22 protein-coding genes are annotated in these 18,869 nt (G+C 69.5%); 10 read left to right on the top strand and 12 right to left on the bottom strand.

Translation table 11 applies throughout. The features are described 5' to 3' along the window. Positions 1–75 precede the first annotated feature (75 nt). Entirely contained in the window at positions 76–1,374 is a 1,299-nt protein-coding gene (hslU, locus tag ABC319_RS06255) for an ATP-dependent protease ATPase subunit HslU (RefSeq protein ID WP_413069394.1), read from the top strand. Positions 1,375–1,437: 63 nt separating this feature from the next. On the opposite strand, the gene ABC319_RS06250 is transcribed toward hslU, so the two are convergent. The 6 genes from ABC319_RS06250 to rsmI are packed head-to-tail and all read right to left on the bottom strand — an operon-like array spanning position 1,438 to position 5,110. Beyond that, a complete protein-coding gene (locus ABC319_RS06250; protein WP_413069393.1) occupies positions 1,438–1,815 on the bottom strand; it encodes a hypothetical protein in 378 nt (125 codons plus the stop codon). Beyond that, positions 1,812–2,249 carry a hypothetical protein gene (locus ABC319_RS06245; RefSeq protein ID WP_413069392.1) on the bottom strand — a complete coding sequence of 146 codons (438 nt, stop codon included), beginning with the start codon at positions 2,247–2,249 and terminating at the stop codon, positions 1,812–1,814. The genes ABC319_RS06250 and ABC319_RS06245 overlap by 4 nt, the downstream gene beginning before the upstream one ends. A gap of 19 nt (positions 2,250–2,268) precedes the next feature. After that, positions 2,269–3,006: a hydroxyacylglutathione hydrolase gene (gloB, locus tag ABC319_RS06240; RefSeq protein WP_413071629.1), complete on the bottom strand. Its 738-nt coding sequence runs from the start codon at positions 3,004–3,006 to the stop codon at positions 2,269–2,271. Further along, the gene (locus ABC319_RS06235) at positions 3,006–3,458 is read right to left on the bottom strand and encodes a VOC family protein (protein WP_413069391.1); all 453 of its coding nucleotides are present in this window, start codon (positions 3,456–3,458) and stop codon (positions 3,006–3,008) included. The genes gloB and ABC319_RS06235 overlap by 1 nt, the downstream gene beginning before the upstream one ends. Further along, positions 3,455–4,222, bottom strand: coding sequence for an alpha/beta fold hydrolase (locus tag ABC319_RS06230; protein WP_413069390.1), 768 nt, complete (start codon positions 4,220–4,222; stop codon positions 3,455–3,457). Before ABC319_RS06230 ends, ABC319_RS06235 begins: the two co-directional genes overlap by 4 nt. Positions 4,223–4,231: 9 nt before the next feature. After that, positions 4,232–5,110 carry a 16S rRNA (cytidine(1402)-2'-O)-methyltransferase gene (gene rsmI, locus ABC319_RS06225; RefSeq protein ID WP_413069389.1) on the bottom strand — a complete coding sequence of 293 codons (879 nt, stop codon included), beginning with the start codon at positions 5,108–5,110 and terminating at the stop codon, positions 4,232–4,234. Between rsmI and ABC319_RS06220 the strand changes: the two genes are divergently transcribed. After that, a complete protein-coding gene (locus ABC319_RS06220) occupies positions 5,109–6,317 on the top strand; it encodes a penicillin-binding protein activator (protein ID WP_413069388.1) in 1,209 nt (402 codons plus the stop codon). The genes rsmI and ABC319_RS06220 overlap by 2 nt on opposite strands. Positions 6,318–6,364: 47 nt before the next feature. On the opposite strand, the gene hemW is transcribed toward ABC319_RS06220, so the two are convergent. Then, complete coding sequence (hemW, locus tag ABC319_RS06215; RefSeq protein ID WP_413069387.1) at positions 6,365–7,504, bottom strand: radical SAM family heme chaperone HemW; 1,140 nt, start codon at positions 7,502–7,504, stop codon at positions 6,365–6,367. A 59-nt stretch (positions 7,505–7,563) separates the two neighbouring features. On the opposite strand from hemW, the gene ABC319_RS06210 reads away from it, so the two are divergent. Then, positions 7,564–8,136 carry a CAP domain-containing protein gene (locus ABC319_RS06210; protein ID WP_413069386.1) on the top strand — a complete coding sequence of 191 codons (573 nt, stop codon included), beginning with the start codon at positions 7,564–7,566 and terminating at the stop codon, positions 8,134–8,136. Positions 8,137–8,151: 15 nt separating this feature from the next. Here ABC319_RS06210 and rdgB read toward each other — a convergent pair whose 3' ends face one another. Next, complete coding sequence (gene rdgB, locus ABC319_RS06205) at positions 8,152–8,781, bottom strand: RdgB/HAM1 family non-canonical purine NTP pyrophosphatase (protein ID WP_413069385.1); 630 nt, start codon at positions 8,779–8,781, stop codon at positions 8,152–8,154. Beyond that, positions 8,778–9,491 carry a ribonuclease PH gene (gene rph, locus ABC319_RS06200; RefSeq protein ID WP_413069384.1) on the bottom strand — a complete coding sequence of 238 codons (714 nt, stop codon included), beginning with the start codon at positions 9,489–9,491 and terminating at the stop codon, positions 8,778–8,780. The genes rdgB and rph overlap by 4 nt, the downstream gene beginning before the upstream one ends. A gap of 83 nt (positions 9,492–9,574) precedes the next feature. Here rph and ABC319_RS06195 point away from each other — a divergent pair, with 83 nt between their 5' ends. From ABC319_RS06195 to grpE, 3 genes are read left to right on the top strand one after another with little or no spacing between them, the layout of a single operon-like run. Further along, positions 9,575–10,096, top strand: coding sequence for a DUF6438 domain-containing protein (locus ABC319_RS06195; RefSeq protein ID WP_413069383.1), 522 nt, complete (start codon positions 9,575–9,577; stop codon positions 10,094–10,096). Positions 10,097–10,101: 5 nt separating this feature from the next. Further along, positions 10,102–11,154: a heat-inducible transcriptional repressor HrcA gene (hrcA, locus tag ABC319_RS06190; protein ID WP_413069382.1), complete on the top strand. Its 1,053-nt coding sequence runs from the start codon at positions 10,102–10,104 to the stop codon at positions 11,152–11,154. Positions 11,155–11,169: 15 nt separating this feature from the next. After that, the gene (grpE, locus tag ABC319_RS06185; RefSeq protein ID WP_413069381.1) at positions 11,170–11,724 is read left to right on the top strand and encodes a nucleotide exchange factor GrpE; all 555 of its coding nucleotides are present in this window, start codon (positions 11,170–11,172) and stop codon (positions 11,722–11,724) included. Positions 11,725–11,739: 15 nt separating this feature from the next. On the opposite strand, the gene ABC319_RS06180 is transcribed toward grpE, so the two are convergent. Then, positions 11,740–12,921 (bottom strand): glycosyltransferase, encoded by a 1,182-nt coding sequence (locus ABC319_RS06180; protein ID WP_413069380.1) that lies wholly within the window; start codon positions 12,919–12,921, stop codon positions 11,740–11,742. A 104-nt stretch (positions 12,922–13,025) separates the two neighbouring features. On the opposite strand from ABC319_RS06180, the gene ABC319_RS06175 reads away from it, so the two are divergent. The 3 genes from ABC319_RS06175 (at position 13,026) to ABC319_RS06165 (ending at position 15,823) form a co-directional block, all read left to right on the top strand. Further along, positions 13,026–14,249, top strand: coding sequence for a threonine synthase (locus tag ABC319_RS06175; protein WP_413069379.1), 1,224 nt, complete (start codon positions 13,026–13,028; stop codon positions 14,247–14,249). Continuing rightward, on the top strand, positions 14,246–15,169 hold the full coding sequence (gene trhO, locus ABC319_RS06170) for an oxygen-dependent tRNA uridine(34) hydroxylase TrhO (protein ID WP_413069378.1): 924 nt from the start codon (positions 14,246–14,248) through the stop codon (positions 15,167–15,169). The genes ABC319_RS06175 and trhO overlap by 4 nt, the downstream gene beginning before the upstream one ends. A 138-nt stretch (positions 15,170–15,307) precedes the next feature. Continuing rightward, a complete protein-coding gene (locus ABC319_RS06165) occupies positions 15,308–15,823 on the top strand; it encodes an FxDxF family PEP-CTERM protein (RefSeq protein ID WP_413069377.1) in 516 nt (171 codons plus the stop codon). 56 nt (positions 15,824–15,879) lie between these two features. On the opposite strand, the gene ABC319_RS06160 is transcribed toward ABC319_RS06165, so the two are convergent. Continuing rightward, the gene (locus ABC319_RS06160; protein WP_413069376.1) at positions 15,880–16,350 is read right to left on the bottom strand and encodes a vgr related protein; all 471 of its coding nucleotides are present in this window, start codon (positions 16,348–16,350) and stop codon (positions 15,880–15,882) included. After that, on the bottom strand, positions 16,347–16,787 hold the full coding sequence (locus ABC319_RS06155) for a copper chaperone PCu(A)C (RefSeq protein ID WP_413069375.1): 441 nt from the start codon (positions 16,785–16,787) through the stop codon (positions 16,347–16,349). The genes ABC319_RS06160 and ABC319_RS06155 overlap by 4 nt, the downstream gene beginning before the upstream one ends. Positions 16,788–16,949: 162 nt before the next feature. Here ABC319_RS06155 and dnaK point away from each other — a divergent pair, with 162 nt between their 5' ends. After that, positions 16,950–18,863, top strand: a complete 1,914-nt coding sequence (dnaK, locus tag ABC319_RS06150; protein WP_413069374.1) for a molecular chaperone DnaK — start codon at positions 16,950–16,952, stop codon at positions 18,861–18,863. The last annotated feature ends 6 nt before the right edge of the window (positions 18,864–18,869 follow it).

The raw sequence follows: 18,869 nt of genomic DNA, 5'->3' as shown, positions 1-18,869 counted from the left end.
CCCCGCACGCTGTCGCCCGCCGCTTCCCCCCCCCCCCCAGCCCCTCCCTGCAAGCGGGAGGGGAGCGAGTAACGCATGAACGACTCCCTTACGCCGAAAGCCATCGTCGCTGCGCTCGACGCGCACATCATCGGCCAGCGCGACGCCAAGCGAGCGGTCGCGGTGGCGCTGCGCAACCGCTGGCGGCGCCAGCACCTGTCCGCCGACCTGCGCGACGAGGTAACGCCCAAGAACATCCTGATGATCGGGCCCACCGGTTGCGGCAAGACCGAGATCAGCCGACGGCTGGCCAAGCTGGCCGATGCGCCGTTCGTGAAGGTCGAGGCGACGAAGTTCACCGAGGTCGGCTATGTCGGTCGCGATGTCGAGCAGATCGCGCGCGACCTGGTCGAGGAGGCGATCCGGCTGGAGAAGGAACGCCGCCGCATCGCGGTGAAGGACAAGGCCGAGGAGTCGGCGATGAGCCGCCTGCTTGATGCGCTGGTCGGCAAGGACAGCAGCCAGGCGACGCGCGAGAGCTTCCGCCAGCGGTTCGCCGACGGCCATCTCGACCGGACCGAGATCGAGATCGAGCTGGAACAGGGCCCGGCGATGCCGTTCGAGATGCCCGGCGGCGGCGCCCAGATGATCAACCTGGGCGAGATGATGAAGTCGCTGGGCGGCGGCCAGCAGCTGAAGCGGCGCAAGCTGAACGTCCGCGCCGCGTGGGAGAAGCTGGTCGAGGAAGAGGCGGACAAGCGCCTGGACCAGGACGATGTGAACCGCACCGCGCTGGCGGATGCCGAGGCGAACGGCATCGTCTTCCTCGACGAGATCGACAAGATCGCGATGTCGGAACAGCGCAGCGGCGGGTCGGTCAGCCGCGAGGGGGTGCAGCGCGACCTGCTGCCCCTGATCGAGGGGACGACCGTGGCGACGAAGTACGGGCCGATGAAGACCGACCATGTCCTGTTCATCGCCTCCGGCGCGTTCCACGTCGCCAAGCCATCGGACCTGCTGCCCGAGCTTCAGGGCCGGTTGCCGATCCGGGTGGAGCTGAAGGGCCTGACCGAGGCGGACTTCATCGCGATCCTGTCCGATACCAAGGCATCGCTGCCGGTCCAGTATCGGGCGCTGCTGCAGACGGAGGGGGTCGCGATCGACTTCACGCAGGACGGCATCGCGGCTGTGGCGCGGATTGCTGCCGAGGTGAACGGCCAGATCGAGAATATCGGCGCCCGCCGGTTGCAGACGGTGATGGAGAAGCTGCTGGAGGACGTCAGCTTCGACGCCGAGGATCGCAGCGGAACCACCCTGACCGTCGATGCCGCCTATGTCGAAGGTCAGCTGTCGAGCATCGCGCGCAACGCGGACCTCAGCCGCTTCGTCCTGTAGCCACGGTGGGTAACGGGATCCCGGATTTCGTCCGGGATCCCGTTACTCTCTATCGACCGACGGTCACCGCACCTTTTCGGGGCGGGTATACGGCACGAACTCGCGGAAGCGACAGCGCGCCGACGGGATGCTGAGACCGGGTTCGATGGTGCGGAACTGATCGTTCTGGCACAATTGACCGCCCCATACCTCGACGATCAGCGTCGTCATCGGGCGGAGCGAGGGGCAGGACCCTACCGGTCCCGTCTTGTATTTCCGCCCGCCATTCCCGTCATAGATGATCGTGTCGCGATCGACGACGATGCCGCCGCGGTTCTGCGTCAGCGGAATGCAGCGTTCCGGTTTCCCGGCCACCCGCCCGGCCAGCGGGTCGCGCGGAGCGGCGGCGATCGGGGCGGCGAGCACCAGCGCGGCGAGCGCGGCGAGGCGGACGCCGGTCACTTCGCCCGCCGATACGGCACGAAGTCGCCGAACGCGCAGCTTCCGGTCGGAAAGCGCGATCCGCGGTCGAGCAGCTGGATGATGTCGCCGCGGCACGACCGGCCGATCGGGTTCTGCGTCACCATGATGTCGCCCCGGCCCACGCCCTCGCAGCCGGGACCCAGGTCGTTGCGATAGATTTCGGTGCGGCTGACCCGGTACAGCACCGTGCTGCCGTACCCGCTGCTGGTCGGGCTGCGCGCCTGGGGCAGGCACGACAGCGGCTGGCCCGGCGTCAACCCTGCCAGCGCCTGATCCAGCGTCTTGCCGTCGTTGAACGACACTTGCTGGCCCGGCGGCAGCTTTTCCCCGGGCGTGCCGCCCGCCGCGCAGGCGGCCAGCGGCACGGCGAGCGCCGCCGCCCCGATCCAACCCATGCCCAATCGTTGCCGCATCGACCTTCTCCTGCCCGCGCTATCCGCGGAAATCGTCCTTCGCCGCGCGCAGCTCGCCCAGCCGCGCCGCCGATCCTGCCCGCATGAACGGATTGGTCGCCCGTTCGGCCCCGATCGTCGACGGCAGCGTCGGCTCGCCGCGGGCGCGCAGGGCATCCACCTCGTCCCGCCGCGCCGCCACCGCCGCATCGTCGGGCGCGACATGGGCGGCGAACCGCGCGTTGGACTGGGTGTATTCGTGGCCGCCGAACACCTTGGTCTCGTCGGGCATGGCGGCGAACCGCTCCATGTTCGCCCACATCTGCGCGGGCGTCCCCTCGAACAGCCGGCCGCAGCCCATTGCGAACAGCGTGTCGCCGCTGAACAGCAGCGCGTCGTCGGCGAAGTGGAACACGATGTGCCCCGCCGTATGGCCGGGCACCGCCAGCACCTGTCCGGTGTGCGATCCGATCCGGACCACGTCACCCTCGCGCAGGCCGGTGTCGAGCGGGTCGATCCGCGCGCGCTCCGCCTCCGGGCCGACGATCGTCGCACCGGCCGCCTTCATCGCCGCGTTGCCGCCGGTATGATCGGGATGCCAGTGCGTCGTCCAGACCTGCGACACGGTCCAGCCGCGTGCCTCGGCCGCGGCGATGACCGGTGCCGCCTCGCCCGGATCGACGACCGCCGCCTCCTGCGTCTTGGGATCGTAGACCAGCCAGGCGTAATTGTCCGCCAGTACCGGCACCGCGACCACTTCCAGCGCCGGCGCCGTCATCACCAGCTGCCCGTGTTCGGCATCGAGGCCCAGGGTTCGGCCGGATCGAGCGCGCCGTCCTGCAACAGCTCGATCGAAATGCCGTCGGGCGTCTTCACGAACGCCATATGGCCGTCCCGCGGGGGGCGATGGATGGTGTAGCCATGATCCATCAACCGCTGGCACGTCTCGTAGATATTATCGACGCGGTAGGCGAGGTGGCCGAAATTGCGCCCGCCGGTATAGGTCTCCGGCGCGCTGCCGTCTTCGGCCGGCCAGTTGTAGGTCAGCTCGACCTCCGCCTCCGCCCGCTCGCCCGGCGCATTCATCGCGCCCGGGGCGGCGAGGAAGATCAGCGTGAACCGGCCCTTGTCGTTCTCCATCCGGCGCACCTCCTTCAGCCCCAGCTGCTCGAAGAAGGCGATGGTCGCATCGGGATCGGCGACGCGGATCATGGTGTGCAGATACTTCATGGTGCCTCAACGCCCGCCGCAGCCGCAGGCTCCCCGGTCTTGTCGGCGATCGCGGCCAGCACGTCGTGGACCGCGCGGACCAGCAGCGAGATGTCCTGCAACCGCGACAGGCGGTGGTCGCCGTCCTTCACCAGCCAGGTCTGCACGTCGCGCGAGCGCATCAGTTCGGCCAGATGCACGGTGCGGTTCCACGGGACGTCGCGGTCCGCCTGTCCCTGCAGGAAGCGGACCGGCCCATCGAACGCGATCGGCCCGAACATGATCCGCCGCGCCTCGCCGGAGGACCAGAAGGCCCGGGTGTAGAGCGTCGGCTCTGACCCGTAGGGGTTCGCCTTCTCCAGCCGGCCCTGCTGCAGGATCGTCATCTTCTCGTCGGTGGAAAAGCCCCAGTCGGTGAAATCCGGCGCCGGGGCGATGCCGACCAGCCCGACCACCCGGTCCGGCCGTGCCTTCGCCGCCAGCAGCATCAGCCACCCGCCCAGCGACGAGCCGACCAGCACCACCGGCCCCGCCACCGCCTCGTCGATCATCGCCAGCACATCGTCGAGCCAGCCGGCCAGCGTCTGGTCCTCGAACGCGCCCTCGCTCTGGCCGCATCCGGCATAGTCGAAGCGGAGATAGGCGCGGCCCGCCGCCTTCGCCCATTCGTCGAGCGCCAGCGCCTTGCTGCCCGCCATGTCGGATGCGTAGCCGGGGAGGAACATCACCGTCGGCCCGTCGCCGGGGGTGTGATGGAAGGCGAGGCGGTGGCGGATCTCGGTCATCCTCGCCTCCTATCCGGCACGGCCGCGCGCGTCATCCTCGTCCCTCCTGGCCTTCAGGGCCAGGGCCCGTGCGTACAGCGCCTTGCGGTCCAGCCCCAGCCGCTTCGCCACCTCTCCCGCCGCCTTCGCCGCGGGCAGGCGGGTCAGCGCCTCGGCCAGGGCGGCATCGCCATCCTCCTCGCTCGCCGGCGGCGCCTCGCCGGGCGGGGCGACGACGACGACGATCTCGCCGCGCGGCGGCACCTCGGCATAGCGGGCGGCGAGCGTGGACAGGGTGCCCGTCACCGCCTCCTCGAACTTCTTGGTGATCTCGCGCGTCACCGCCGCCTCGCGGTCGCCCAGCCCGGATGCCAGCGCCGTCAGGCACGCGGCCAGACGCGGCCCCGATTCGTACAGCACCAGCGTCGCGCGGACGCCCGCCACCTCGGCGATCGCGTCGGCACGCGCCTTCTCCTTGGGCGGCAGGAAGCCCAGGAACAGGAAACGGTCGGTCGGCAGCCCCGCCAGCGTCAACGCCGCCACCGCCGCGCACGGGCCGGGGATCGTCACCACCGCGTGCCCCGCCGCCCGCGCATCGCGCACCAGCTTGTAGCCGGGATCCGAGATCAGCGGCGTCCCCGCATCCGACACCAGTGCGACCGCCTCGGTGGCCATGCGCGCGATCAGGCCGGGGCGGACCCCTTCGGCATTATGATCGTGATACGGCACCATCGGCCGCTTCGCCCCGATGTGGCGCAGCAGGCCAGCGGTGACCCGGCTGTCCTCCACCGCCACCACGTCCGCGCGCGACAGCACGTCGGAAGCGCGCGCCGACAGATCACCGAGATTGCCGATCGGCGTCGCGACGATGTAGAGACCGGGATCAAGAGGAAGCATGGGGAACGTCATGGCAGAGGCTGCCGCACTGTTGCAACGTCGGCGGCTAAGCCGTTGGATCGCCATCGCTGCCGCGGGATTGCTGGCGGCGTGCCAGACCGTGCTGCCGCGCGGGGCGGAGCCGGCGCCCGCCCGACCGGCCGACCGCCCCGTCCCGGCGAGGGAGCCGCAGATCGTCGCCGGCCTGCCGCAGGATGCCGATCGCAGCCGGGTCGCGCTGCTCGTGCCGTTGACCGGGGGCAATGCCGGCGTCGGCCAGTCGATCGCCAACGCGACGATGCTGGCGCTGCTCGACACCCAGACCCGCTCCGTGCGGATCACCAACTACGACACGGCCTCGGTCGCCGGCGGCGGTGCCGCGGGCGCTGCCCGGCGTGCCATCGCCGAAGGCGCACAGCTGATCCTGGGGCCGCTCCTGTCCGAGGACGTCCGCGCCGTCGCGCCGATCGCGAAGGCGGCCAGCGTTCCGGTGCTCAGCTTCTCGAACGATACCGGCGTCGCGGGCGGCGGCACCTACCTGATGGGCTATGTCCCCGCCCAGTCGATTGAACGGGTGGTGGATTACGCGCGCGACCGCGGCGTCTCGACCTTCGCCGGGCTGGTTCCCAACGGGCTGTACGGCGAACGGGCGTCGACCGCCTTCCTCCGCGCGGTCGAGGGGGCGGGGGGGCAGGTCGTCTCGCTCCAGACCTATGGCCGCACCACCGGCGCGGTGACCGCATCGGCGCAGCGGCTGGTCGCCAAGGCGCCGTACGGGGCGGTGCTGGTCGCGGACGGCGGCGCCATCGCGGCCGCGGCGGGCAGCGTGGTGAAGCGCGGCAGCGGCGCCACGACGCGGCTGCTCGGCACCGAGTTGTGGAATTCCGAGAACGGCATCGCCGCGCGTCCGGCGCTGGCCGGGGCGTGGTTCGCCAGCGTCTCGAACACGCTCTACCGGCAATATGCGGTCAAGTACCGCGCGCGCTTCGGTGCCGCGCCGTACCGGCTGTCCAGTCTGGGCTATGATTCGGTCCTGCTGACGGTGCGCATCGCGCGCGACTGGAAGCCGGGCTCGTCCTTTCCCGAAGCCCGTCTGCGCGACCCCGATGGCTTCTCCGGCCTCGATGGCGCCTTCCGCTTCAACCGCGACGGGATCGCCGAACGCGCGCTGGAGGTTCAGGAGATCCGCGGCGGCACGACCGTGACGGTCTCGCCCGCACCCGGCGGCTTCGGCAAGTAAGCCTCAGCTCGTCGATCCTGCCGGCCGGGCAGGGTCGGCGGGAGCGATCAGCCCGGCGCATCCGCGACCAGCTGGGTCAGGATCGCATCCAGCAGCAGTGCGCCGGCGTCCGTCACCCGCAGCCGCTCTCCCTCGAGCGCGACGAGCCCCTGCGCAGACAGCCGGTCGACTGCCGGCCGGTCGACTGGCGCCGTTCCGCCCGCCAGCGCCGCCACACGTGGCAGCCACACGCCCTCCGCCAGCCTGAGGCCCATCACCAGCGCCTCGGTCGCGCGGTCGTGCGGGGCGAGGGCGTCCTCCGCCTGCGCACCGTGGCCGTTCCGCGCCATCGCCGCCATCCAGTTTTCGGGCTTGCGGTGCCGCACGGTGGCCAGCCCGCCGCGCCGGCCGTGCGCGCCCGGCCCGATCCCGGCATAGTCGCCGTATCGCCAATAGGTCAGGTTGTGGCGGCTCTCCGCACCCGGCGCGGCATGGTTCGAGGTTTCGTAGGCGGGTCGCCGCGCCGCCGCGGTCATCGCGCGCGTCGCCTCGAAGAGGTCGGCCGCCGAGTCGCCGTCCGGGATCGTCAGCCGTCCCGCCGCCGCCTCGGTGGCGAAGCGCGTGCCGGGTTCGATCGTCAACTGGTACAGCGACAGATGCTCGGTGCCGAGCCGCAGCGCCGCCGCCAGTTCCGCCTCCCACGCCGCCATCGTCTGGCCGGGACGTGCGTAGATCAGGTCGATGCTCACCCGCCCGAACGCGCCCTGCGCGGTCGCCACTGCCGCCAGCCCCTCACGCGCGTCGTGCGCCCGCCCCAGGAAGCGCAGGGCCGTGTCGTCCAGCGACTGCAGGCCCAGCGATGCGCGGTTCACCCCGGCCAGCGCCAGGTCGGCGAAGCGTGCCGCCTCGACCGACGAGGGATTGGCCTCCAGCGTGATCTCGACATCGTCGGCGATCGGCCAGGCACCGGCGGCGGCGTCCAGCACCGCCGCGACCGTCGCGGGGGGCATCAGCGACGGGGTGCCGCCGCCGAAGAAGATCGATCCGATCCGCCGCCCCGGCAGCAGCCCCGCCTCGTAGCGCAGGTCGGCGACCAGCGCGTCGCGCCACGCATCCTGATCGACCTGCTCGCGGACATGGCTGTTGAAATCGCAATAGGGACATTTCGACACGCAAAAGGGCCAGTGGACGTAAAGCGCCAAATTCATGGAGTTATCCGCCGGCACTGTTTCCGAGTCCTTCATCATCGCCCGCTATGCCCCGGTGCATGGCCAGGTCCAACCTCTCGTTCCTGCTCGCATCGTCCGCGCTGGCCGCGGGGGCCGGCACGGCGCCGCAGTCGAACGTCGCGACCCGGGTGCAGCCATGGATCGATCCGACGCCGCAGCCGCGTGGCGACCTGATCCTGCGCCGCACGATGCTGGTCGCCCATGCCACCGCCCGCGCGCTGGTGGGCGTGCCGCCGCTGCTGTGGAGCGAGGAGCTCGCCGCCTCCGCCCGCGCCCATGCCGAGGAACTGGCCCGCGACGGCCGGTTCGACCATGTCGGGCCCACCGCCGCGCGGCCCGGCGTCGGCGAGAATCTGTGGGCCGGCAGCCACGAGGCCTATACCTATAGCGAGATGGTGGCGGCGTGGCTGTCGGAGGCCCGCGACTATATCAACGCACCGACCCCGGCGTTCAGCCGCACCGGCGCGTGGAAGGATGTCGGCCATTATTCCCAGATGATCTGGCGCGGCACCACCCATGTCGGCTGTGCGGTCGCAGCGGGGCGGCAGGACGACGTGCTGGTCTGCCGCTATGCGCCCGCCGGCAACGTGATGGGGCAGGTGGCTTTCTAACGGTAACCGCCTCGGTCAGAACACCGCCGCCACCATCTGCCGGAACGCGTCGGCGCGGTGGCTCACCTCGTTCTTGGCGGCATCGTCCATCTCGCCGAACGTCAGGTCGTGGCCGTCGGGCTGGAACATCGGATCGTAGCCATGGCCCTTGTCGCCGCGCCGCGGCGCGACGAGCGTGCCGTCGACCCGCCCCTCGAACCATTCGACATGGCCGTCCGGCCACGCGAGCGCCAGCGCACAGACGAAATGCGCGGTGCGCGCCGGGGCGGGGCCGGTGTCCGCCATCCGCGCCTCGATCAGGTCCATCGCCCGCGCGAAATCCTTGTCCTCGCCGGCCCAGCGTGCCGAGAAGATGCCGGGATCGCCCGCCAGCGCATCGACGCACAGCCCGCTGTCGTCGGCCAGCGCCGGCAGGCCCGACAGGTCCGCCGCCGCCCGCGCCTTCAGCTCGGCATTCATGACGAAGCTGGTGCCGGTCTCTTCGGGCTCCGGCAGGTCGAGCTGCGCTGCCGACACGACGTCCAGCCCACGGCCGTCCAGCAGCGCTGCGATCTCGCGCACCTTGCCGGCATTGTGGCTGGCGATCACCAGCTTGCCGGGCTGGAGTTTGCGGATCGCCTGGGGTTCGGTGCCTTCGCCGCTCATTTCACCGCCTCTGCCTGTGCGCGGAAGATATCCGCGCAGCCCATCCGCGCCAGCCGCAGCAGCCGCAGCAGCGCCTCCTCGTCATAGGTGGCGTGCTCGGCCGTCGCCTGCGCCTCGGCGATGTGTCCGTTTTCCAGCAGCACGAAATTGCCGTCCGCGTCCGCCGCCGAATCCTCGTCGTAATCGAGGTCGAGAACCGGCGTGCCGCGATAGATGCCGCAGCTGACCGCCGCGACCTTCTGCCGGATCGGATCGGCGGTCAGCTTGCCCGCCGCCATCAGCCCGTCGATCGCCAGCCTGAGCGCGACCCATGCGCCAGAGATCGAGGCGGTGCGCGTCCCGCCATCCGCCTGGATCACGTCGCAATCGAGCACGATCTGCCGCTCGCCCAGCGCCTTCAGGTCGACGACCGCGCGCAGCGATCGCCCGATCAGCCGCTGGATCTCCTGCGTCCGGCCCGACTGCTTGCCCTTCGCCGCCTCGCGATTGCCGCGGGTGTGGGTCGCGCGCGGCAGCATGCCGTATTCCGCCGTCACCCAGCCCTCGCCCTTGCCGCGCAGGAAGGGGGGCACCCGCTCCTCGACCGAAGCGGTGACGAGCACCCTGGTGTCGCCGAAGCCGATCAGCACCGATCCTTCCGCATGACGCGTGAAGCGGGGCTCGATCGTGATGGCGCGCATCTGGTCTGGCGCGCGGCCGCTGGGGCGCATTCAACTCTCCTCAATCTTACAGGCGGCAGGCCCTAGACGGCGGAGCCCGGCCGCGCCAGTGCCGTGCCGACAGGAGAATGCGGATGACGTCCAGGATGAAGGTGACGATGGCAGCGGCGGCCGCCGCACTGCTGACGACGGGCTGCACGACGGCCGAGCGGCCCGTGGCGGGCGTGCCCGTCGCGATCGAGAGCGACTCCATCCGTTATGCGACCGCGCCGTGCTACGGCACCTGCCCTGTCTATGTCATCACGATCCAGCCCGACGGCACCGGCACGTTCGAGGGTATCCGCTTCACCGCGGTGACGGGCACCCGCGAGTTCAAGGCGACGCCCGATCAATATCGCCGCTTCGCCGCCGCCCTCCAGCCCTATCGCCCCGACAATGGCGAGAAGCTGTACAAGATGGGAACGGAATTGTGCGGTGGTCCGGCGCCCACCGACATGCCGGGTGTCGACGTGCGCTGGTCGGAGGCGAGCGGCGGTGCCCAGCACGTCTCGCTCTATTACGGCTGCGGCGACCAGAAGATGCGCGACGCGTTCCGCACCGCACCTCAGGCGCTGCCCGTATCCGACTTCATAAAGCCGTCCGCGGACCCTAGATAGACGCCATGCTCCCGCCCGTCGCCGAACTGACCGATCGCGCGCGCGACATCTTCCGCGCCGTCGTCGACGGTTACCTGTCGAGCGGCATGCCGGTGGGATCGAAGACGATCGCGCTCGCCTCCGGCCTCAACCTGTCGCCCGCGTCGATCCGCAACGTGATGGGCGAGCTGGAGGAGCTGGGCCTGCTCGCCAGCCCGCATACCTCGGCCGGCCGCCTGCCGACCGATCGGGGCCTGCGCCTGTTCGTCGACGGCATGATGCAGGCGACCGAACCCACTGCCGAGGAGTGCGCCGCGATCGAGGCGCAGCTGGGCCGGAACAGCGGCCGCGGCGGCCCGGTGGAGGAGGCGCTGGCCGCCACCACCGCCGCGCTGTCGGGGCTGTCCGCCTGTGCCGGGCTGGTGCTGGTGCCCAAGCGCGAACTGGTGCTCCGCCAGGTCGGGTTCGTGCCGCTGTCGCGCGACCAGGCGATGGCGGTGCTGGTGGCGGGCGACGGCGCGGTCGAGAACCGCGTGATCGACCTGCCTGTCGGCATGACCCCGTCAGCGCTGGTCGAGGCGGCCAACTACATGTCCGCGACGCTGTCGGGGCTGACCCTGGCGGAGGCGCGGATCAGGCTGGAACGCGAGCTGGCCGATGGCCAGGCCGCACTCGACGGCGCCGCGCGCGCGCTGATCGAGCGCGGCATCGCCGTGTGGAGCGAGGACGGCGACCGGCGCCCGGTGCTGATCGTGCGCGGCCAGGGCCGCCTGATCGACGCCGCCGCCGCCGCCGACCTCGAACGCGTCCGCGACCTCCTCGACGTGCTGGAGGGCAAGCAGGAGATCGCCTCGCTGCTCGACTCGGCACGCGCGGGAGATTCGACCCGCATCTTCATCGGCGCGGAGAACAAGCTGTTCGCGCTGTCGGGATCCTCGGTCATCGCCCGTCCGTTCCGGGGACCGGGCGGGCAGGTAGTCGGCGTGGTCGGCGTGATCGGCCCGACCCGGTTGAACTACGCGCGCGTCGTGCCCATGGTGGATTTCACGGCGGCAACGCTTGCCCGGTTGATGGGCTGAACTACAGGGAAACAGATGATCGACGAGACCAACACCGACGCGGAAACGCTGCGCGCCGAAACGGCCGATGCCGCGCCCGAAGTCGCCGCGCACGATGCCGCCGCGGCACGGATCGCCGAGCTGGAGGATCAGCTCGCCGCCGCCCGGCAGGACGTGCTCTACGCGCAGGCCGATATCCAGAACGTCCGCCGCCGGGCCGAGAAGGAAGCCGCCGACGCGCGCAACTATGCCGCGACCAGCTTCGCGCGCGATATCCTGTCGGTGGCCGACAACCTCTCCCGCGGCCTGGCCGCGATCCCGCCGGAATCGCGTGAGGACGAGAAGTTCAAGGGACTGGTCGTTGGCCTCGACGCGACCGGACGCGAGCTCGACAGCGTGCTGGCCCGCCACGGCATCACCCGCATCCAGGCGATGGGCGCGACGCTCGATCCCAACAAGCATCAGGCGATGCTGGAGGTGCCCAGCGACGCGGAGCCCGGTACCATCGTGCAGGAGATGCAGGCCGGCTACATGATCAAGGACCGCCTGCTCCGCCCCGCACTGGTCGGCGTGGCGCGCAAGCCGGACTGAGCCAGGCGGCGGCGGTTATGCGCCGCCGCGTCCACCCGCATCGGCGATCGCGCGCAGATGAGCGATCCGCGCGCCGAACTCTCGTTCGAAGCTGTGATCGCGGCCTGCCTTCGCCGCCGCGTCGGCCATCGCTGCCAGTCGCGGCCGATCGGCATCCAGTGCCGCGATCGCCGCCGCGGCGCCGGCGATGTCGTTCATCGCCACCACCGTTCCGATCTCGCCCAACCGGGCGACGCCACGGAACGCGTCGTTGCCGTATCCGACGATCGGCACCCCGCAACTCAGCGTCTCGAGATAGGTGCAGGACGGATCCGCCTGACGGTGGCAGCACAGGAAAAGGTCGGTGTGGCCGATCATCGCCGGTACCAGGTCGTCGTTGAACGACACCGGGCCGTGCATCGTCACTCTATCCGCCAGACCCTTCGCGGCGATCTGCTCGGCCAGCCGGTCGCGCAGGCTGCCGTCGCCATAGATGTCGAGGTGGAAGTCGACACCGAGCGCGGCGAGTGCCGCCGCAACCGGGATCAGGTGGTCGACGCCCTTCATCGCGTCCAGACGGCCGGAGAATGCGATGCGCAGCGGCCGGCCCGATCGGATCGCCGCCTTCTTGTTCTGCAACGCCGTGGCATCGATCTGCTGTGCCTCGGTCACGCGCGTATCGAAGTACAGCATCGGGTTCGCCGATAGCGGGCCGAACGCCGCGAATGCCGGTGTCCCGTTGCACTGCAAACCTGCCGCGCGCCGCATCGCCCGGCGGCGGGCGATCTCGGTCTTGATCGTCCACAAACCGGTCTTCAGCCCGCGCAGCGACCATCCATTGTACAGCTGGTTGATCCGCAGCCGCGTGGCCAGGGTGTATTCGATGATGTAGACGACGGGCGCGGTGGCACGATCCGCGATCGTCAGGTCGTTGTGGCTGTCGGCTGCCGCCAGAATGACCGCGGCATCGTCGAACGCGCCCGGCAGGTCGGTCGGATCGTCGGGTATCAGCCTGATCTCGCATGGCAGTTCGTCGCGGCGGTAGTGCTGGCCGAAGGCGATGGCCGATCGATCGCCCGGGCGCATCAGGAAGCGGACGGGCCCCGGCCAGAGCTCGACGAACAGCGCCTGTCCCTCGACGGCCTTGCGATCCAGGAAGAAGCCGTCACCATCGGGTGCCGCGGGCACGCTCGGAACCACCACCAGGGTATTTGCCAACGCATGTTCCTATTGTCGCCTGCCACGGCGCTACCGTACTGGTTCGCCGCGCGTCAATCGCACTGCATCGCTCGCGCCCTTCGTCGATCAACCGGATCCCTGTCATGACCATCAACATCACCGCCGATCGCCCCGGCTTCGTCACCCATCTCGAATGCTCGATGACCGGGGAGCGGTACGAGGCGGATCGGCTGCATGGGCTGTCGCGCGTCGGGCGGCCGCTGCTGGTCCGCTACGACCTTGGCGCAGCCGGGCGTGCCCTGTCGCGTGATGCCCTGTCGGCGCGCCCCACCGATCTGTGGCGCTGGCGCGAGCTGCTGCCGGTGCGGCGGACGGAGAGCATCGTCAGCCTGGGCGAGATCGAGACCCCGCTGGTGCCGATCCCGGTCAGCGGCGGCGCCAACGTGCTGGTCAAGGACGAAGGTCGCCTGCCCACCGGCAGCTTCAAGGCTCGCGGGCTGGTGATGGCGGTCGCGATGGCGCGCGAGCTGGGCGTGACGCGGATCGCGATGCCGACCAACGGCAATGCGGGCGCGGCGCTGGCGGCCTACGCGACCCGCTGCGGGATCGAGACGATCGTGTTCTGTCCGGAGGACACGCCCGAGATCAACGTGCGCGAGATCGCGATGCAGGGTGCGCGGGTGTGGCGGGTCAACGGCCTGATCGACGATTGCGGCGCGATCGTCGGCAAGGGCGCAGCCGAGGGGCGCTGGTTCGACTTCTCGACCCTCAAGGAGCCGTACCGGATCGAGGGCAAGAAGACGATGGGGCTGGAGCTGGCCGCGCAGTTCGGCTGGGAATTGCCCGATGCGATCTTCTACCCGACCGGCGGCGGTACCGGCCTGATCGGCATGTGGAAGGCGTTCGACGAACTGGAGAAGCTGGGCTGGATCGGATCGAAGCGGCCGCGCATGTACGCGGTCCAGGCGTCCGGCTGCGCCCCGATCGTGCGCGCGTTCGAGGCGGGGGAGGAGCATGCCGACCGGTGGGAGGATGCGCACACCGTCGCCGCCGGCATCCGGGTGCCCCGCGCCGTCGGCGACTTCCTGATCCTGCGCGCCGTACGCGAATCGGGCGGGAAGGCGCTGGGTGTCGGCGATCCCGCCATCCTGCGGGCGGTTGACGATTGCGCGCGCAAGGACGGCCTGCTGCTGTGTCCGGAGGGCGGGGCGACGCTTGCTGCCTACCACGAGGCGCTACGCACCGGCGAGGTGGATGAGGACGAGCGCGTCGTCCTGTTCAATTGCGCGACCGGGCTGAAATACCCGATGCCGCCGGCGCCGAACGCGCTCGATCGCCACGCGCCGATCGACTTCTCCGCGCTGTGACGGTCCGGGTCGCGGCGCTGTACCGCTTCGCCCGCTTCGACGATCCTGCCGCGATCCGCGACCGGCTGGAGTCGGTCGCGGGCAGGGCTGGGGTGCGCGGCACGTTGCTGGTCGCGGGCGAGGGGATCAACGGCACCATCGCCGGTCCGCCGGCCGGCGTCTATGCGGTGCTGGCGGCGATCCGGTCACTGCCGGGTTGCGCCGATCTCCAGCCGAAGTTCGCCGATGCCGACGCCATCCCCTTCCACCGGCTGAAGGTGAGGGTGAAGGCGGAGATCGTGACGATGGGCGTGCCCGGCATCGACGCGCTGGATGCCGGCGTCCATGTCGCCCCGAGCGAGTGGAACGCACTGGTCGACGATCCCGATACGGTCGTGATCGACACCCGCAACGCCTATGAAATCGGCGTCGGCACGTTCCGGGGTGCGCTCGATCCCGGTACCGACAGCTTCCGCGACTTTCCGGACTGGGTGCGCGCGCACCGCGACGATCTCGCCGGCAAGCGGGTCGCGATGTTCTGCACCGGCGGCATCCGCTGCGAGAAGGCGACTGCGCTGATGAAGGCGGAGGGGGTGGCCGACGTCTATCACCTGGACGGCGGCATCCTGCGCTATCTGGAGGAGGTGCCGGCGGAGGAGAGCCGGTGGCAGGGGGAATGCTTCGTCTTCGACGAGCGGGTCGCGGTCGGCCACGCGCTGGCGCCGGGCAGCCATGTGCTGTGCCGCGCCTGCCGGATGCCCGTATCGCCGGCGGGGGAGCGCTCGCCGCTGTTCGAGGAGGGGATCGCCTGCGAGCGCTGCCACGCGGCGCGCGACGATACGCAGCGGGCGGGCTATGCGGAGCGTCACCGCCAGACGGCGCTGGCGGCGGAGCGCGGCGAGCGCCACGTCGGCGGCATGCCTGTTCATGCAAAGGATTGAGCAGTGACCTTGTCCTGAAAAGGGACGTGGTACTGATATATTTTGACGCTGTTGGATGGCGTTTTCAAAAGCGAGCGACTTCCTTAATCACAGATTAATGCTAATGATGAGGCCTCAATCCAATCCAGGGGGATGAATATGAAGAAGATGATGATCGCCGCCATCGCGGCTGCGACGGCGTTCACTGCTGCACCCGCATCGGCGGCGACGCTGGTCACGCTGTCGCTCCAGAACGGGGCTCTGGTTGGCGTGTTCGGCAACTCGTTCCTCCGTGGTTCGGGCACCGACGATTACACGTTCGACCTGTCGTCGGCCGGCAACCTGTTCGCCTCGGCGAACTCGCTGGACGTGATCTTTATTCCGGACGCGCTGGATTTCACTTCGGTGAAGCTGAACGGCAAGGATTTCGACATCATCTCGACCGGCACGCTCGAGCGCCGCACGATCACGCAGGCGGTGAACGCCGGTACTCAGCTGCTGTCGGTCAGCTATGCCAATGGGCAGGGGCTGTCGTCCTATGCCGGCCGCCTCGAGTTCCGTCCGACCGCCGCAGTGCCCGAGCCCGCCACCTGGGCGATGATGCTCGTCGGCTTCGGCATGGTCGCCGGTGCGGCCCGCTACCGTCGTCGCAGCACCACTGCCACCTACGCCTGATCTTCGGATCGGACGGGAAGGGGGCCGTCGGCATCAGCCGGCGGCCCTTTTTCGTGTCAGCGGAACGCGTCCATCAGGCTTTCGTACGCCGCCAGCGTCGGCGCGCCCGGCACCGCATGGCCCTCGCGCAGCAGATAGGTGTGGCGGACGATCTCCGCCTGCTGTTCCAGCCCGTAGCGCTGCAATCGCCAGCCCGGCTTCATCGTGTAGCTGTACCGGCAGAACGGATGCCGGGCGAGCGGCAGGTACACGCCGCGCTGCCACTGCCAGACATGGCATAGCTCGTGGAGGAACAGCCCGCGCAGGCCGATGTCCTCGCCGGCGAAGTCCTCGCTCCAGTTGCTGCTGTGCGGGTGGAAGTGCAGGTGCCCGCACGGCGCCATCGCCACCTCGCGCGGCTGGAAGAACGCCCATTTCCGCCGCCTGATCTCTACCGGGGAAAGGTCGACGCTGTCGCGGAACACCGTCCGCGCCAGCTCCTTCTCGCCCGTCGTCATCGGCCGGCCGGTGCCGGGCGGCGTCGTCATGCCGGGCCGGCGGCACCCGCGGCGACCACGCGCGCGATGCGGCGGATGCGGCGCCCGTCGGCGAAGGTGAAGGTGAACGTCATCGTGTCGCCGACATGCACCGCCGGGTTGATCCCGTACACCATGACGTGGCGGCCGCCCGGCGCGAAGGCGACTGTGCCGTTCGCCGGCACCGGCACGTCGCCGATCGGGCGCATCGACATCGTGCCGCCTGCGCCGCTCATGCTCTCGTGCATGTCGGCGCGCACCGCCCATCCGCTCGACACGTTGATCAGGGTCGCCGGCTGCGGCCCGCCATGGATGGTGAAATAGGCGACGCCGGGACGCCCCGCCACCGCGGGCAGGCGGATCCACGCACCGTCCACCCGCAGCTCCGCCTCGTCGCGGCAACCCGTCAGCATCGCTGCCGCTATGACCATCGGTGCCAGCCAGCGCATTCCATCCGTCCCTTCGTGCCACTTCCGAACGGCGACTAGGTTCCCGGCCGTCTTGCGGCAAGCGGAACCCCTCCTATATCGCGCCCATCATCGACAAGATTGCGCTGCCGTAACGGGGTGCGATCCGGCGTTTTTATATCGAGTGAGGGACGACACGAACTCATGGCTAAAGTAATCGGTATTGATCTCGGCACGACCAACAGCTGCGTGGCAGTGATGGAGGGCGGCAAGCCCAAGGTGATCGAGAATGCCGAGGGCGCGCGCACCACGCCCTCGATCGTCGCCTTCGCCAAGGATGGCGAGCGACTGGTCGGCCAGCCGGCGAAGCGTCAGGCGGTGACGAACGGCGACAACACGATCTTCGCGGTGAAGCGCCTGATCGGCCGCCGCTTCGACGATCCGATCACCAAGAAGGATACCGAGCTGGTTCCGTACAAGATCGCGCGCGGGCCGAACGGCGACGCGTGGGTCTCGGCCGGAGGCAAGGATTATTCGCCCTCGCAGATCAGCGCCTTCACGCTCCAGAAGATGAAGGAGACCGCCGAGTCCTATCTGGGCGAGACGGTCACGCAGGCGGTCATCACCGTGCCGGCATATTTCAACGACGCCCAGCGCCAGGCGACCAAGGACGCTGGCCAGATCGCTGGCCTTGAGGTGCTGCGCATCATCAACGAGCCGACGGCGGCAGCGCTCGCCTATGGGCTCGAGAAGCAGGACGGCAAGACGATCGCGGTCTACGATCTGGGCGGCGGCACGTTCGACGTCTCGATCCTCGAGATCGGCGACGGCGTGTTCGAGGTGAAGGCGACCAACGGCGACACCTTCCTCGGCGGTGAGGATTTCGACAACAAGCTGGTCGAGTTCCTGGCCGAGGGATTCAAGAAGGACGAGGGCATCGACCTGTCGAAGGACAAGTTGGCGCTCCAGCGTTTGAAGGAAGCGGCCGAGAAGGCGAAGATCGAGCTGTCGTCGGCCGCCTCGACCGAGGTCAACCTGCCCTTCATCACCGCGGACCAGAACGGGCCGAAGCATCTGGTGAAGACGATCAACCGCGCCGATCTGGAGCGGCTGGTCGACGACCTGATCAAGCGCACGATCGATCCGATGAAGAAGGCGCTGGCCGATGCCGGCCTCAAGACCGCCGACATCAGCGAGGTCGTGCTCGTCGGCGGCATGACCCGCATGCCCAAGGTGCGCGAGGCGGTGAAGAACTTCTTCGGCAAGGATCCGCACACCGGCGTGAACCCGGACGAGGTCGTGGCGATGGGTGCCGCGATCCAGGCGGGCGTGCTGCAGGGTGACGTCAAGGACGTGCTGCTGCTCGACGTGACGCCGCTGTCGCTGGGCATCGAGACGCTGGGCGGCGTGTTCACCCGGATGATCGACCGCAACACGACGATCCCTACCAAGAAGTCGCAGACCTACTCGACCGCCGACGACAATCAGGGCGCGGTCACGATCCGCGTGTTCCAGGGCGAGCGCGAGATGGCGGCGGACAACAAGCTGCTCGGCCAGTTCGACCTGGTCGGCATCCCGCCGGCGCCGCGCGGCGTGCCGCAGATCGAGGTCACGTTCGACATCGACGCCAACGGCCTGGTCAACGTGTCGGCCAAGGACAAGGGCACCGGCAAGGAGCAGCAGATCCGCATCCAGGCATCGGGCGGCCTGTCCGACGCCGATATCGACCAGATGGTCCGCGACGCGGAGCAGTTCGCCGAGGAGGACAAGAAGCGTCGTGCCGGCGCCGAGGCGAAGAACAACGCTGAATCGCTGATCCACACCACCGAGCGTCAGCTTGCCGACAATGGCGACAAGATCGACGCGTCGCTGAAGTCCGAGATCGAGGCGGCGATCGCCGAGGCGAAGACCGCGGTCGAGGGTGGTGAGCCCGATGCGATGAACGACAAGGCGCAGGCACTGGCGCAGGTCGCGATGAAGATGGGCCAGGCGATCTACGAGAAGCAGCAGCAGGCCGACGCATCGCCGGCCGGCGGTGCTGCGGGCGGTGGCGAGACGGGCGGCGACGACGTGGTCGATGCCGAATTCTCGGAAGTCGACGACAGCCAGAAGGCGTGATGTCAC

This window comes from Sphingomonas phoenicis, from assembly GCF_047238005.1.
Taxonomy (GTDB): domain Bacteria; phylum Pseudomonadota; class Alphaproteobacteria; order Sphingomonadales; family Sphingomonadaceae; genus Sphingomonas.
Note: the sequence above shows the minus strand (reverse complement) of the source record. Positions and strands in the feature narration are given on the sequence as shown.

What these genes read in the sequence shown, in the direction of transcription:
- ABC319_RS06160 (WP_413069376.1), bottom strand. Translation starts at nt 16,350, where the DNA reads ATGACGACGCCGCCCGGCACCGGCCGGCCGATGACGACGGGCGAGAAG.
- dnaK (WP_413069374.1), top strand. Translation starts at nt 16,950, where the DNA reads ATGGCTAAAGTAATCGGTATTGATCTCGGCACGACCAACAGCTGCGTG.
- ABC319_RS06155 (WP_413069375.1), bottom strand. Translation starts at nt 16,787, where the DNA reads ATGCGCTGGCTGGCACCGATGGTCATAGCGGCAGCGATGCTGACGGGT.
- ABC319_RS06245 (WP_413069392.1), bottom strand. Translation starts at nt 2,249, where the DNA reads ATGCGGCAACGATTGGGCATGGGTTGGATCGGGGCGGCGGCGCTCGCC.
- ABC319_RS06235 (WP_413069391.1), bottom strand. Translation starts at nt 3,458, where the DNA reads ATGAAGTATCTGCACACCATGATCCGCGTCGCCGATCCCGATGCGACC.
- hslU (WP_413069394.1), top strand. Translation starts at nt 76, where the DNA reads ATGAACGACTCCCTTACGCCGAAAGCCATCGTCGCTGCGCTCGACGCG.
- rsmI (WP_413069389.1), bottom strand. Translation starts at nt 5,110, where the DNA reads ATGACGTTCCCCATGCTTCCTCTTGATCCCGGTCTCTACATCGTCGCG.
- ABC319_RS06210 (WP_413069386.1), top strand. Translation starts at nt 7,564, where the DNA reads ATGGCCAGGTCCAACCTCTCGTTCCTGCTCGCATCGTCCGCGCTGGCC.
- hemW (WP_413069387.1), bottom strand. Translation starts at nt 7,504, where the DNA reads ATGAATTTGGCGCTTTACGTCCACTGGCCCTTTTGCGTGTCGAAATGT.
- gloB (WP_413071629.1), bottom strand. Translation starts at nt 3,006, where the DNA reads ATGACGGCGCCGGCGCTGGAAGTGGTCGCGGTGCCGGTACTGGCGGAC.
- rph (WP_413069384.1), bottom strand. Translation starts at nt 9,491, where the DNA reads ATGCGCCCCAGCGGCCGCGCGCCAGACCAGATGCGCGCCATCACGATC.
- ABC319_RS06220 (WP_413069388.1), top strand. Translation starts at nt 5,109, where the DNA reads ATGGCAGAGGCTGCCGCACTGTTGCAACGTCGGCGGCTAAGCCGTTGG.
- rdgB (WP_413069385.1), bottom strand. Translation starts at nt 8,781, where the DNA reads ATGAGCGGCGAAGGCACCGAACCCCAGGCGATCCGCAAACTCCAGCCC.
- ABC319_RS06165 (WP_413069377.1), top strand. Translation starts at nt 15,308, where the DNA reads ATGAAGAAGATGATGATCGCCGCCATCGCGGCTGCGACGGCGTTCACT.
- grpE (WP_413069381.1), top strand. Translation starts at nt 11,170, where the DNA reads ATGATCGACGAGACCAACACCGACGCGGAAACGCTGCGCGCCGAAACG.
- ABC319_RS06230 (WP_413069390.1), bottom strand. Translation starts at nt 4,222, where the DNA reads ATGACCGAGATCCGCCACCGCCTCGCCTTCCATCACACCCCCGGCGAC.
- hrcA (WP_413069382.1), top strand. Translation starts at nt 10,102, where the DNA reads ATGCTCCCGCCCGTCGCCGAACTGACCGATCGCGCGCGCGACATCTTC.
- ABC319_RS06195 (WP_413069383.1), top strand. Translation starts at nt 9,575, where the DNA reads ATGACGTCCAGGATGAAGGTGACGATGGCAGCGGCGGCCGCCGCACTG.
- ABC319_RS06175 (WP_413069379.1), top strand. Translation starts at nt 13,026, where the DNA reads ATGACCATCAACATCACCGCCGATCGCCCCGGCTTCGTCACCCATCTC.